Here is a 12,554-nt window from a genome sequence, read left to right on the forward strand (position 1 = left end):
GCCCCGACAGGGCGTGCGGCCTCCGGGAGCGCCTGCCGGTCAGTCGTCGATATGGGCGCGGAACCATTCGATCGTGCGGCGCAGCCCTTCCTCGGCCGTCACCGCCGGCTCCCATTGGAGTTTGTCGCGCGCCAGCGTGATGTCCGGGCAGCGCACGGCGGGATCGTCGGTGGGCCGCTCGATGAACGCGATCTCCGAGGGGGAGCCGGTCAGGTGGCGGATGTAACGGGCGAGTTCGAGCATGGTGATCTCGACCGGGTTGCCGATGTTCACCGGACCGCTCATGCCGTGGGCCGCCGTCGCGAGGATCCCGGAGACGGTGTCGTCGACGTAGCACAGCGAGCGCGTCTGCAGGCCGTCACCGGTGACGGTGAGGGGCGCGCCGCTGAGCGCCTGCCGGATGAACGTCGGGACGGCGCGCCCGTCGTAACCCCGCATGCGGGGGCCGTAGGTGTTGAACAGCCGGACGATGGCGACGTCCGTGCCCAGGACCGACGCGTGCGCCGTGGCCAGGGCCTCACCGAAACGCTTCGCCTCGTCGTAGACGCTGCGCGGGCCGACCGGGTTCACATGCCCCCAGTACCGCTCGTTCTGGGGGTGTTCCCGGGGGTCGCCGTACACCTCGGACGTCGAGGCGAGGACGAAGCGGGCACCGCTGCGGTGCGCCAGTTGCAGGGCGTTGCGGACGCCGAGGCTGCCGGCGTCCAGGGTGTGCAGCGGCAGCCGCAGGTAGTCGGCGGGGGACGCGGGGGAGGCCAGGTGCAGGACGAGGTCGGGTTCACGGTCCACCGTGAACCCTTCGGACACGTTCGCCTCGACCAGGGCGAAGTCCGCGCGCCCCATGAGGTGCTCCACGTTCGCACGGCGGCCGGTGCTGAAGTCGTCGACGCAGGTCACGGCGGTTCCGCGGTCCACGAGCGCGGAACAGAGGTGCGATCCGACGAATCCGGCGCCGCCCGTGACGACGGCATGCGCCCAGCGTCGGTCCGGGGAACTACCCATGGTCATCTCCTGGGGGAACGGGGAGTGCGCGACGCGGAACTCCGGTGGAGCGCTGAGCGGCCCGTTCGCGTCGGCCGGCGTTTGGGGCCGCCAGAGGTTCCCAGCCTGCACGGGGCCGATGCGTCCGGCACGCCGACCGCGCATTGGAGTGGTCGCGCTCCGTAACCCCCGCCCGGCGTCAGGGCCAGGAGGGCTCGCACCGCGGCACGACGACGAGCTCGGGCACCACGCTCCCGACGGGCACCGAAAGCGCGTACATGACGGTGTCGGCCACGATGTCCGGGCTCTGCAGCATCGACACGTCGGCATCGGGGAAGCGCTCCAGGATGAAGCCGGTCTCCATGCCGCCCGCGATGATGCCGGTGATCCCGATGCCGGAGCAGTCCCGCTGCGCCTCCTTGAACAGGGTGTGGGTGAAGGCGCGCAGGCCCGTCTTGCTGGCGGCGTAAGGGCCGGCCTCGGTCCACGTGCGGTTGGCGGCGGTGGACAGGATGTTGACGATGTGGCCCCCGCCCCGGGCGACCATGCGCCGGTAGGACTCCAGGCAGAGGTACATCGGCCCCAGCAGGTTGGTCGTGACCACCCGCGTGACCTCCTCCGCCGACAGCTGTTCGACGGCCTTGGACACGTCCACCGCGGCGTTGTTGACCAGGATGTCGACCGCCTGGCCGTCCTCCTCCACGTCCCGGAAAACGGCCGCGACCGCTTGGGCGTCACACACGTCCAGCTCCACGAAACGCGCCTGGCCGCCGGCCACCAGCAGGTCCGCGCACAACTCCTGCGCCAGGTCCTTGCGTACGTCCGCCACCAGGACGGTGGCGCCCGCCGCGGCCAGCCGTCGTGAGATGGCCGCACCCAGTCCGCGTGCGCCGCCCGTCACCAGCGCTTGCTTGCCGTTCAGTTCGACCTGTGCTCCGGTCACTTCCCCACTCTCCTTCCGCGCCGCCCCATGGGGGGAGGAACAGGCCGGACGGCCCGCTGGAGACGGCACGGTCACACTGTGGCAGCGGCCTTCGGGGCCGACGGGCCGGACCGCGCCGAGTGTCGCGGAGACGGCGGACAGCCCCGGCCGGTCGTGTGCGTCCGGACGGGTGAGGGCGCGTGTGCCGGGCACGCCCTGCGGCTTCCGCTCCGCCGAGCCTTCCGGTGCCCGGGGCAACCCTCCGCCGAGTGATCGTCCACGGCCGGGCGCCGGCCGGTGGGACGCCCGCGTCGTGGCGGCCGCCCGCGCCGGACGAGGTGCACCTGTGCCGCGAGCAGCTGCGCGTGCCCTCCGCCACCGCGCCCCGCACGCACCGGCCGGGACGGCCGGTGATCACATGGCGCCGAGCGGCCGTTCCTGCGCCGTGTGAGCAACCACACGCCCGCACCCAACTGGCCCTGGATACCCGGCAGCTGGCCCCGCCGCCGGCCCGGCGGCCCGCCTACGGCCGGGAGGGGCCGGAAGGGTCTGCCACCATGGTTCCGGCGAGCTTTCCGCCGTCCGCCGCACAGCACCTCCGGGCCCTGCGCCGCCGGGGCGCGACGCTGCCCGCCGATCCCTGCCGCCAGCCGCACCAGCGGCCGTTCCAGAGTGCCGCTCCTGTGTCTGCCAGGTCTTCCTCCATGTCCTCCACGCCTTCCTCCATGTCCTCCTCCACGTCTTCCGCCGCGTCCTGCGCCACGGCTTCGCCGTCCGCCCCGCCCCGCGTCCCCGCCGACCGCTCGCCGTGGCGCTGCCTGCGCTACCGCAGCATGCGGTGGTGGGCGGCCGCCAGCTTGGTGTCCAACGCCGGCACGTGGATGCAGTTGACCGTCCAGAACCTGCTGGTCCTCCAGATCACCGGATCCGCCGCCGCCACGGGACTGTCCGTCTCGGTGCAGGCCGCTCCAGGTCTGCTGTTCGGCCTGCTCGGAGGCGCGGCGGTCGACCGCTGGCCCCGCAAGCTGACCGCGGCCGTGAGCCAGGCCGTGCTGGGAGCCGTGGCCCTGGTGACCGCCGTCCTGGTCGGTCTGGACATGCTGAACCTGCCGGTCCTGATGGGCCTCGCGGCCGTCACCGGTCTCATCGCCACCATCGACGGGCCGGCGTGCGCGCTCTTGGGCAACGACCTCGTACGGGTGGAGGACGTGCCCTCGTCCATCGGCGTGGGCTCGCTCGTCCACAGCGCCGGCAGGCTCATGGGCGCCGCGCTCGCCGGCCTGGCCGTCGGGCTCATGGGCACGGCGTCGGCCTACGTGGCGAACGGCCTGTCGTTCCTGTTCGTGGCCAGCGTCATCCCCTTCCTCCGGCCGGTCCGACCGGCGGCGGTGCCCACGGCGGCTCCGGCGCCGGCGGCCACCGAGACGTTCAGTGCCCGCCAGGGGCTGGCCTACTTCATGAGCCGCCCCCGCCTGGTGGCGCTCGCCGTCATGAACGCGGTGAGCGCGCTCTTCGGCCGGAACTACTCCCTGACCCTGGTCGTGCTCGTCGTCGGCCCCCTCGCGGGCGACGCCGGGTCCTTCAGCAAGGTGTCCACCGTCCTGGCCGTGGGCGGACTGCTCGGCGCCGTCCTCGGAGCCAGGCTGCGCAACCCCGGCGTCCGGCTGGTGGGTGTGCTGACGGCTGCGGGCGGGCTGCTCCAGGCCATGGCGGGCCTGTCCCCGTCCCTCGCCATGCTGATGGTGCTCGTCCTGCCCATGGCCGTTGCCGAGTCGGTGGCGGACACGGCGCAGTCCACCGTCCTGCAGACCGACCCCCCGGCCCGGATGCGCGGCCGTGTCCTGGGAGCGTGGTCCAGCATCCGCACGGTCTGGAGCCTCGCGGCCCCGCCCACGCTCGGCCTGCTGATGGAGCTGGCGGGCGTGCGGGCCACCCTGGTGGCCGGCGGCCTGATCGTGGCGGCCGCCGTCGCCTCCGGCTACCTGCTCAAGGGCCGCGGGCCCCGACGCGCGACGCCGCCCGTCGTGACGACGGAATCCGCCGTGCCGCGCCCGGCCGCCCCGGTGGCGGTGGGCGTCGCGGCCTGACGGCTACCCGCCCCGCCGCGAATGCGGCTCTCCGCCGCTGGGGAGAATAGGCACAGAAACCTCATTCAGGAGGCACTGTCATGGGCCGCGAGCAGAGCAAGCGCTCGGAACCGGAACAGAACCGCCAGGAGAAGGAACAGACGCGCCGCGCCGGCCTCAACCCGGTGCGCACGGAAGGCGACCGGTCGCCCCGCCCGCGCAGCAGCGAGCAGCGGGAGCGCCGCGGGCCGGACGCCCCGGCCCCTGAGGAGCAGAGCCCGCGCGGCGAGGCCGCGACCTGACGGCGCAGCGCCCGCGCGTCGCCGGTGAGCACGCCCGCGCCCCGCCTGACAGCGCGAAGGGAGGGCCGCGGTGACCTTGAAACCGCCGGTCGAGCCGATGCTCGCGCAGGCCGTGGAGGCGGTTCCCGGCCCCGGTGTGCTCGGCGAGCTCGCCTTCGAGCAAAAGTTCGACGGCTACCGTGCGCTGCTGTTCACCCCCACCGGTGAGGGGGGCCGGCTGCTGGTGCAGACCAGACGCGGGCAGCACATCCAGGACCGGTTCCCCGACCTCGTCGCCGCCGCCGGGCACCTGCCGGACGGCCTGGTCCTCGACGGGGAGCTCGTCGTCTGGGACGCCAAGGAGGGCCGGCTGACCTTCGAGGGACTCCAGCGCCGCACCGCCGACCGCGGCCGCGCGGCGAGCAAGCTGGCCGCAGCGCTGCCCGCCTACTTCATCGCTTTCGACATCCTCCAGCAGGACGGGATCGAGCTGCTGCACCACCCCTACCGGCGGCGCCGCCTGCGGCTGGAAGCCCTGTTCACCGAGCGCAGGCTCTCCGCCCCCTGGACCCTGTGCCCGATGACGACGGACCTGGTCAAGGCGGAGCGATGGCTGGAGTCCCGGACCGAGATCCCCGGGATCGAAGGCATCGTGGTCAAAGCCATGAACCAGCCCTACCGCCCCGGGCACAGGGGCTGGTACAAACTCAGGCGCCGGGACACCACCGAGGCGATCATCGGCGCGATCACCGGCACCACGGTGCGGCCGCAGCTCCTCCTCCTGGGCCGCCGCGACCCCCGGGGAGAACTCCGCCCCATCGGCCGGACCGCCCCCCTGCGCCCCGAAGCCGCCCGGCTGGTCGCAGGAAACCTCAGACCGGCCGACCCGGCGCACCCGTGGACGGGCATGCGGTTCACCTCGGCCTGGGGCAGCCGGGAGGCCCTGCACGTCACCCTGGTCCATCCCGAGCTGGTCGCGGAGATCAGCGCCGACACCGCAGTGGACCGGGGCGGCGTCCACCGGCATCCGGTCCGGTTCAAGCGGCTGCGCCTGGACGTGGCGGCCGAGGAAGTGCCCCTGTACTCGGGCGGCCCGGCCGCCGCGAGCTGAGCCAGGCCCGCCCTGCGTGTCGCCGCGCCCCGCGGGTAGGTGCCGGGCATGAACGGCACAGATCAGTGGAAACCCGGCGAGATCGTGCCGCAGAGCGGCATCTACGCCTGTGACTGCGGCCAGGAACACCTGTGGAGCAAGAGCACCGATGTCCGCGGCCACCGGTTCCCGCCCCTTCCCTATGACTGCTCGGGACAGGCGTGGACCCTGCGCACCCAGGCCCACCCCGACACGGACTGACGGCTGCCGTGCGGCTGCGGACGAGTGATCCCCACGCGGCCGGATGGCGCCGGGTACGCCACGGCCGGGGCTTCCGCTACCTGGACACCCACGGTCGGCCCCTGCCGGAGGCGGACCGGGAACGGGTCCGCGCGCTCGTGATCCCGCCCGCCTGGCAGGACGTCTGGATCTGCCCGCGGCCCAACGGACACATCCAGGCCATCGGCACGGATGCGGCGGGCCGGCGCCAGTACCTCTACCACCCCCGCTTCCGCGAGCAGCAGGACGCCGCCAAGCACGAGCACGTCCAGCGCGCGGCCCGCGCACTGCCCCGGCTGCGCAAGCACGTCACGAACGACCTCACCGGGCGCGGACTGTCCCAGGTCCGGGTCCTCGCCTGCATGACCCGGCTGCTCGACCTCGGGTTCCTGCGGATCGGCGGGGAGCGCTACGCCCGGGAGAACGGGAGCTTCGGACTCACCACGCTCCTGCGGGACCACGCCGCCTGCCGCGGCGGCGAGATCCGCCTGCACTTCCCGGCCAAATCGGGCCGGACGGTCACCCGCGCACTCGTGGACGACCAGGCCCACGCCGTCGTCCGGGCGCTGCTCCGGCGCAAGGAGCCCGGCCCGCGCCTGTTCGCGTACTGGGAACGGGGGGCCTGGCACGAGGTCCACGCCGAGGACCTGAACGCCTACCTGCGGGAACGTGCGGGGCAGGACCTCACGGCGAAGGACTTCAGGACCTGGTACGCCACCGTCCTGGCCGCGGTCGCCCTGGCGGTCTCCGAGACCACCTCCGACGCCTCCCGCGCCCGGCGCGGCCAGGTCGTGGCGCGCGCCGTGCGCGAGGTGAGCGAGTACCTGGGCAACACGCCCGCCGTCTGCCGGGCGTCCTACATCGATCCCCGGGTCATCGAGCTCTACGAGGACGGAGAGACCATCGCCGCCTCCCTGGGCGAGCTGGGCGAGGACGGCCTCTTCGGCCGGCCGGCCACCCACGGCGTCGTGGAGCGGGCGGTCCTGGACCTCTTGCGCACGGGCCGCGCGTGAGGAGCACTGCGCCCTGCCGATGTCGCCGAGCAGTTCGTACGACGCACCGGAGGGGCCGGTAACCACGGGCTTACAATGGTGTGGATTATCTGTTCAAGCCACCCGTCGCCCGGGGTGGGGGTCGTGGAACGGGCGCCCGCTGGGGGCGAGGTGATACGCCACCATGGACGAGGACTTCCAGGTCACGGTGCAGCGCTACGGGCCGACTGTTCACGTGGCCCTGGGAGGCGAACTCGATTTCGACACCCGGCGCGCTCTGGACGACGTCAAGGCGGCCCCGGACGAGTCGGTGGCTGTCCTGGTCTGCGACATGGCCCGCCTCACCTTCTGCGACGTCACCGGCCTGCACGCCCTCCTGGACCTCGCCCGGCGGCTCCAAGGCCGCGGAATCGCGTTCTTCGCGTACAACTGGCAACGGCAGCCCCGCCGCCTCCTCGACCTCGTCGACACCCTCGGCCCCTCGTTCGGCGTGCCCGGCGGGGGCACCGATCCGACACGGCCCCTCCGCCGTACCCTCGGGGACGCCGCCGCATCCGGTCGCGCAGCCGGCGCCCGGGCGGCCCGGACCCGGGCCGGCGCGGGCGTCGTCACCGCCGTGACCCCGAGCGGCACGGCACCGGGCGTGGCCGGTCAGCCGCCGAGGGCGGGCAGCACCTTCTCGCGGTAGGCGGCGAAGAAGGCCTCCTGACCGGGTCCCATCTGCCCCACGTACAGCTCCTCGAAGCCCGCGTCCACGTAGGCCCGCACGGCGGCCACGTGCTCCTCGACGTCGTCGCCGCAGGGGACGTTCTCCGACACCTGCTCGCGCCTGACGAGTCGGCTCGCCTGTTCGAAGTGGGCCGGGGTCGGGAGGATCTGGGCCAGCTCACCGGGGAGGTGCTCCGTCGGCCACAGCCGGTGCGCGGTGTCCACGGCCCTCTCCCGGTCGGTGTCCCAGCACACCTTCAGGCCGCCGATCACCGGTTTCCCACCGCCGCCGGCCTCCCGGAAGCGGCCGATGGCCTCCTGGTCGGGGCCCATGGTGACGAACCCGTCGCCGATGCGGCCGGCGAGCTCCGCGGCCTTCGGGCCGAAGCCGGAGACGTACACGGGCAGCCGGCCGTGCGGCGCCGTGTAGAGGCGGGCGTTGTCGACCGTGTAGTGCGCGCCGCGGTGGCTGATCTGGCGGCCCGTGAAGAGCTTGCGCATCACCTCGACCGCTTCCTCCAGCATGTCGGCGCGCTCGTCGAAGGAGGGCCAGCGGTCGCCGAGTACGTGCTCGTTGAGCGCCTCGCCGGTACCCACGCCCAGGGCGAAACGTCCCTCCAGCAGCCGGCTCGACGTGGCGGCGGCCTGGGCCGTGATGGCCGGGTGCAGGCGCATCGTGGGGCAGGTGACGAAGGTGGTCACCGGCAGGTCCGTGGTCTGGGACAGGGCTCCGATCATCGACCAGACCAGCGGACTGTTGCCCTGCGCGTCGTTCCAGGGATGGAAGTGGTCGGAGATGGCCAGCCGGGTGAAGCCGGCGTCCGATGCCCGGCGGGCCTGGTCCAACAGCTGGCCGGGGGTGAATTCCTCGCAGGCCAGGAAGTAGCCGAATGACGTCATGGATCTCGTGCCTCCCTGGGGGCGGGACGGGAGCCCCGGTCGGCGCGTGCCCCTGTCGTGGCGGGACAAACATCTCGGCGGTCGGTCCGGCCCCTGATGCCTGCCTCAGCCGCCGTCCGTGTACTGGACGGCCGCGACGACCGCGCCGTAGGCGGTGGGCTCCGCCATGAGCACGCACAGGGTGTACACGGTGTCCTCCAGGGCGCGTCGCGCCGCGTCGTCGGCGGGGGCGGCGAGCAGGCGCACACGGGCGTCGAAGAACTCCCCGAGGACCTTCTCCGCTTCCGAGGCGGTCGGCATGAGCCGCGGGCCCTCCCGGCCGGACGGCGTCCTCGCACTGCGGCGTGCCGCCCGCGTGGCCTGGGCCAGGGCCCGATCCACGGGGGCGGGCAGGGGACGTCCCCGCCTCTCGGCGACCACCGCCGCGGCCAGCGTCGCGACGGTGGTCCCGGCCCGCTCCGCCGCCGTGGCCAGGACGCGCTCGGCCTCGCGGGCGGTACAGGGTGTCGTCGCCATGATCATGCCGACTGCCTGCGGGACGGCGGCTCCGTCGGGCGTGGGGGCGCCGCTGCTCGGGACAGGTGACGCCGAAGCTCTGGTTTCCATGGCACACCCCTTCGCACGACGCGCCGGCCGGTGTTCTTCTCCGTACCTTCCCACGGGTGCGGGGACGATGCCCGAGCGGCCGGTCGACCTGCGGCCCCGGCTCAGGCCTGCGCGCCACCGCCCGGCAGGAACTCCTGAAGCTTCGCCTTCACGCCTTGGCGTACGACGGCCCCGCGGTCGCTGTCCCCGCGCAGCATCGCCCCGGCAGCGGCCTTGACCTGGTCCCACGTCGCATGCGGCGGGATCGGCGGGACCGCGGGGTCCGTCCGGAAGTCGATGACGTACGGCCGGTCCGCGGCGAGCGCCCGCCGCCAGGCCGCCGGCACGTCCGCCGGCTTCTCCACGCGCTCGCCGCGCAGGCCGAACAACTCGGCCACATCGGCGTAGAGCACGTCCGGGAGGGCCTGCGAGGGTTCGAACTGCGGGGCGCCCTGCAGGGCGCGCATCTCCCACGTGACCTGGTTGAGGTCCTGGTTGTTCAGCACCGCGACGACCAGGCGGGGGTCGGACCACTCGCCGTAGTACTTCGCCGCCGTCAGGAGTTCCGCCAGGCCGTTCATCTGCATCGCGCCGTCGCCGACGAGCGCGACGGCCGGGCGGCCGGGGTGGGCGAACTTGGCACCGATCGCGTACGGCACGGCGGAGCCCATGGTCGCGAGGGTGCCCGACAGGGAGCCCCGCATGCCCTCGCGCATCCGCAGGTGGCGTGCGTACCAGTTGGCCGCCGAGCCGGAGTCCGCCGTGACGAGGGCGTCGGCCGGCAGCAGTTCGTCCAGCGCGTGCACCACGTACTCGGGATTGACCGGGTCGGCCGGTACCTCGGCCCGCCGCTGCATCACCTCCCACCAGCGTTCCTTCCCCTGCTGGATGGTGTCGCGCCAGGCCCCGTCCGTGCGGGTCTTCAGCAGCGGCACGAGACGCCGCAGCGTTTCGGCGGCGTCACCGACGAGGTTCAGTTCGAACGGGTAGCGCAGGCCCACCAGCGCGGGCTCGATGTCGATCTGGACCGCCCGGGCCTGGCCGAACTCCGGCAGGAACTGGCTGTAGGGGAAGCTGGAGCCGACCACGAGCAGGGTGTCGCAGTCCCGCATCATCTCGTAGGACGGCCGGGTGCCCAGCAGTCCGATCGCCCCGGTGACGTACGGGAGGGTGTCGGGCAGGGCGTCCTTGCCGAGCAGGGCCTTCGCGACTCCCGCGCCGAGGCGTTCGGCGACCTCCTCGACCTCGGCGCGGGCGCGGCGGGCGCCCTGGCCGATGAGGATCGCCGGCTTCTCGCCGGCGTTCAGGATCTCCGCGGCACGCGCAAGGTCCTCATCCGACGGCACCGGGGCATAACTGCTGATGCCCAGGCTGGAGGGCACGTGCTTGAAGGCGTGCTCGGGCGCCCGGTAGTCGAGCTCCTGCACATCGCCCGGGATGATCAGCGCGGTGGGCGCCCGGCGGGCGCCGGCGATGCGCATCGCCCGGTCCAGGACGCCCGGCAACTGTTCGGGAACGGTCACCATCTCGCAGAAATCGGAGGCCACGTCCTTGAACAGGGACAACAGGTCGACCTCCTGCTGGTACGCCCCGCCCATCGCGGTGCGGTCGGTCTGCCCGACGACCGCCACCACGGGGACGTGGTCGAGCTTCGCGTCGTACAGGCCGTTGAGCAGGTGGATCGCACCGGGCCCGGAGGTGGCCGCGCAGACCCCGGTGCGGCCCGAGAACTTCGCGTACCCGACCGCCTGCAAGGCGGCCATCTCCTCGTGGCGCGCCTGGATGAACCGGGGCCGGTCCTCCGCTCGCCCCCACGCAGACAGGAGTCCGTTGATTCCGTCCCCCGGATAGGCGAAGACGTGCTCGACACCCCATTCCCGCAGGCGCTGCAACAGGTAGTCGGCGACCTTCATCGTGTTGCTCCCTCCAGCTCGGCCGGCCCTTTCGCCGCGCCTGCCCGTAGCGGGCAGCACCCATGCGCGCCCGATCCGGTACCTCGTGGCGGGGGAACTCGGCACCCCCGGCGCGGGTCCGCCGCACCGGTCCGCGGCCGGACGCCGGGGTGTGGTGGTCAGTGCGCCCGGGGGGCGGGGTGCCATTCGACGAGCAGGATCGTCGCGTCGTCGCGCAGGCGGTGCTGATGGCGCAAGAGGTGGTTCTGAACGAGGCGCCGCAGTGCTTCGGGGGCGTTCTCGCCCGAGGCGGTGGAGCGGATGACCGTGTCGGCGAGGCGTTGCTCGCCGAAGAGCTCGCCCTCGGGCGAGCGGGCTTCGGTGATGCCGTCGCTGTACATCAGGACGCGGTCACCGGGCTGGAGCCGGACGTGTTCCTGCGCGGGGGGAACGCGGGAGTGGAAGCCGAAGCCGAGCGGGAGATGGGCCGGGCGTTCGAGGGCGTTCTGCAGCACGTGGCCGTCGCGGATGAGGAGCGGTGGCGGATGGCCGCAGTTGATCCAGGTGAAGTCCCCCTGACACATGTCGAGTTCCGCGATGACGGCCGTCATGAGCCGGTCCGGGATCCACTGGGCCAGCGTACGGTCGATGGCGGAGACGATGTCGGGGAGGTTGCCGCCCGAGCGGCGGGTGGAGCGGCACGCGGCCAGAGCGGCGCCGCTGGCGCCCCCGGAGGCGAGGTCGTGACCCATCGCGTCGACCAGTGTCAGGTGTAGGACCCCGTCGATGAAGCTGTGGTCGAAGGCGTCGCCCCCGATGTCGTACGCCGGCTCCAGCACCGCGGACGAGGTGGCCCGGTCGGTGCCGATCGTCCGCGGCGGCAGGAACGCCCACAGCAGCTCGGCCTGCAGGCTCATCGGCCGTACCCGCTGCCCCTGGACCAGCGGGTCGTGGTGGGTGGACTTCGACACCACCAGAAGGGTGGCCAGGCTCGCCAGCGCCCGGCCGGCCGCCACCAGGCCGGAGCCGTGGCCGGGGGCGAGCGCCTGCATGACGCCGATCCGCTCGATGCCGTCGACCATGGGGAACCAGGTCGTGTCCCCGCCGCGCATCGACTGGACTTCCTGGGTGCGGTAGGCCAGACCGGCGAGTGATCCGTCGACATCGAGACCGTCGAGTTCCTCGGCCGTGAGGTCGGGCTGGGGCAGCGGGAGCAGCCGCTGCTGTTGCAGGTCGGCCAGGTAGAGGCGGGTCCGCAGGATCCCGAGCCGGCGGGCGGCCTCCTCGATCACACCGGCCAGCTGCAGTGCGGACGCACCGTGGGAGCACTCGAGCACCCACGCCAGAACGGCTCCCAAACCCTCCGGTGTCGCCGGGGCGGGCTCGTCGGCGGTCACTGCCGCTCTTCTTCCGCAACGTCACGAGCCATCGCGCGCCCTGTCCTCACCGCTCGGCCCCATGTCCCATCCTCGTCCTCCGCGGCCGCGGAAGCGACCGATACGGCGGCGTCAGCCTGACGACGGCGGGGGCCCGGTGCGCCGGCGGGTCCGCACGCGTCCTGGGCGGCGATGATGCCGAGGGCGAGCCGGGCCTCGGTGTGCCGGCGCAGGATCTCGCGCAGGGGCCCCAGGTCGTCGTCGTAGCGGTCGCCGAGGTGGTTCACGGCACACCCGGCTGATCGTGTCCCCCGAGGAGCAGGTGCACGGTGGCGGACGCTTCGATAGCGGCTCCGCTGCGGGCCTCCGGGCAACCCCCGTGCGGCCGCCGGGTCCCCGCATCCGCCGGCGTGCACGAGTGGACCGGGCCGGAGAGGGCAGGCGCAGCATGGAGGGCGTCACACCGGTACGCCCCTGGACTC

General features: G+C 73.1%; 13 protein-coding genes. 6 read left to right on the plus strand and 7 right to left on the minus strand.

The window, feature by feature from the left end; genetic code table 11:
* Positions 1 to 39: 39 nt before the first annotated feature.
* Both ACZ6I1_RS13340 and ACZ6I1_RS13345 read right to left on the minus strand, forming a co-directional pair.
* Entirely contained in the window at positions 40 to 1,002 is a 963-nt protein-coding gene (locus tag ACZ6I1_RS13340) for an NAD-dependent epimerase/dehydratase family protein (protein WP_469286536.1), read from the minus strand.
* A gap of 178 nt (positions 1,003 to 1,180) precedes the next feature.
* Positions 1,181 to 1,924 carry an SDR family oxidoreductase gene (locus tag ACZ6I1_RS13345; protein ID WP_469286538.1) on the minus strand — a complete coding sequence of 248 codons (744 nt, stop codon included), beginning with the start codon at positions 1,922 to 1,924 and terminating at the stop codon, positions 1,181 to 1,183.
* 812 nt (positions 1,925 to 2,736) lie between these two features.
* Between ACZ6I1_RS13345 and ACZ6I1_RS13350 the strand changes: the two genes are divergently transcribed.
* From ACZ6I1_RS13350 to ACZ6I1_RS13375, 6 genes are all read left to right on the plus strand, one after another.
* A complete protein-coding gene (locus ACZ6I1_RS13350) occupies positions 2,737 to 3,990 on the plus strand; it encodes an MFS transporter (RefSeq protein ID WP_469286730.1) in 1,254 nt (417 codons plus the stop codon).
* An 80-nt stretch (positions 3,991 to 4,070) separates the two neighbouring features.
* Positions 4,071 to 4,271, plus strand: coding sequence for a hypothetical protein (locus tag ACZ6I1_RS13355; protein ID WP_469286540.1), 201 nt, complete (start codon positions 4,071 to 4,073; stop codon positions 4,269 to 4,271).
* A gap of 70 nt (positions 4,272 to 4,341) precedes the next feature.
* Positions 4,342 to 5,361 (plus strand): ATP-dependent DNA ligase, encoded by a 1,020-nt coding sequence (locus ACZ6I1_RS13360; protein ID WP_469286542.1) that lies wholly within the window; start codon positions 4,342 to 4,344, stop codon positions 5,359 to 5,361.
* Positions 5,362 to 5,409: 48 nt separating this feature from the next.
* Complete coding sequence (locus ACZ6I1_RS13365; RefSeq protein WP_469286544.1) at positions 5,410 to 5,601, plus strand: hypothetical protein; 192 nt, start codon at positions 5,410 to 5,412, stop codon at positions 5,599 to 5,601.
* A gap of 8 nt (positions 5,602 to 5,609) precedes the next feature.
* A complete protein-coding gene (locus ACZ6I1_RS13370) occupies positions 5,610 to 6,632 on the plus strand; it encodes a DNA topoisomerase IB (protein WP_469286547.1) in 1,023 nt (340 codons plus the stop codon).
* A 163-nt stretch (positions 6,633 to 6,795) separates the two neighbouring features.
* Complete coding sequence (locus tag ACZ6I1_RS13375) at positions 6,796 to 7,299, plus strand: STAS domain-containing protein (protein ID WP_469286549.1); 504 nt, start codon at positions 6,796 to 6,798, stop codon at positions 7,297 to 7,299.
* Here ACZ6I1_RS13375 and ACZ6I1_RS13380 read toward each other — a convergent pair.
* The 5 genes from ACZ6I1_RS13380 to ACZ6I1_RS13400 form a co-directional block, all read right to left on the minus strand.
* Positions 7,263 to 8,219, minus strand: a complete 957-nt coding sequence (locus ACZ6I1_RS13380; protein ID WP_469286551.1) for a TIGR03557 family F420-dependent LLM class oxidoreductase — start codon at positions 8,217 to 8,219, stop codon at positions 7,263 to 7,265. The two genes, ACZ6I1_RS13375 and ACZ6I1_RS13380, sit on opposite strands and share 37 nt — an antisense overlap.
* 105 nt (positions 8,220 to 8,324) lie before the next feature.
* Positions 8,325 to 8,825: a DUF5133 domain-containing protein gene (locus tag ACZ6I1_RS13385; protein WP_469286553.1), complete on the minus strand. Its 501-nt coding sequence runs from the start codon at positions 8,823 to 8,825 to the stop codon at positions 8,325 to 8,327.
* Between the two features lie 101 nt (positions 8,826 to 8,926).
* Positions 8,927 to 10,717, minus strand: coding sequence for a thiamine pyrophosphate-requiring protein (locus ACZ6I1_RS13390; protein WP_469286555.1), 1,791 nt, complete (start codon positions 10,715 to 10,717; stop codon positions 8,927 to 8,929).
* 158 nt (positions 10,718 to 10,875) lie between these two features.
* Entirely contained in the window at positions 10,876 to 12,093 is a 1,218-nt protein-coding gene (locus ACZ6I1_RS13395; RefSeq protein ID WP_469286557.1) for a PP2C family protein-serine/threonine phosphatase, read from the minus strand.
* On the minus strand, positions 12,090 to 12,359 hold the full coding sequence (locus ACZ6I1_RS13400) for a hypothetical protein (protein ID WP_469286559.1): 270 nt from the start codon (positions 12,357 to 12,359) through the stop codon (positions 12,090 to 12,092). Before ACZ6I1_RS13400 ends, ACZ6I1_RS13395 begins: the two co-directional genes overlap by 4 nt.
* Between the last annotated feature and the right edge of the window lie 195 nt (positions 12,360 to 12,554).

The organism is Streptomyces sp. NPDC046303 (genome assembly GCF_055588085.1).

Coding starts and splice junctions, on each gene's coding strand:
- ACZ6I1_RS13340 (WP_469286536.1), bottom strand. CDS start 1,002: ATGGGTAGTTCCCCGGACCGACGCTGGGCGCATGCCGTCGTCACGGGC.
- ACZ6I1_RS13350 (WP_469286730.1), top strand. CDS start 2,737: ATGCGGTGGTGGGCGGCCGCCAGCTTGGTGTCCAACGCCGGCACGTGG.
- ACZ6I1_RS13365 (WP_469286544.1), top strand. CDS start 5,410: ATGAACGGCACAGATCAGTGGAAACCCGGCGAGATCGTGCCGCAGAGC.
- ACZ6I1_RS13375 (WP_469286549.1), top strand. CDS start 6,796: ATGGACGAGGACTTCCAGGTCACGGTGCAGCGCTACGGGCCGACTGTT.
- ACZ6I1_RS13385 (WP_469286553.1), bottom strand. CDS start 8,825: ATGGAAACCAGAGCTTCGGCGTCACCTGTCCCGAGCAGCGGCGCCCCC.
- ACZ6I1_RS13355 (WP_469286540.1), top strand. CDS start 4,071: ATGGGCCGCGAGCAGAGCAAGCGCTCGGAACCGGAACAGAACCGCCAG.
- ACZ6I1_RS13390 (WP_469286555.1), bottom strand. CDS start 10,717: ATGAAGGTCGCCGACTACCTGTTGCAGCGCCTGCGGGAATGGGGTGTC.
- ACZ6I1_RS13380 (WP_469286551.1), bottom strand. CDS start 8,219: ATGACGTCATTCGGCTACTTCCTGGCCTGCGAGGAATTCACCCCCGGC.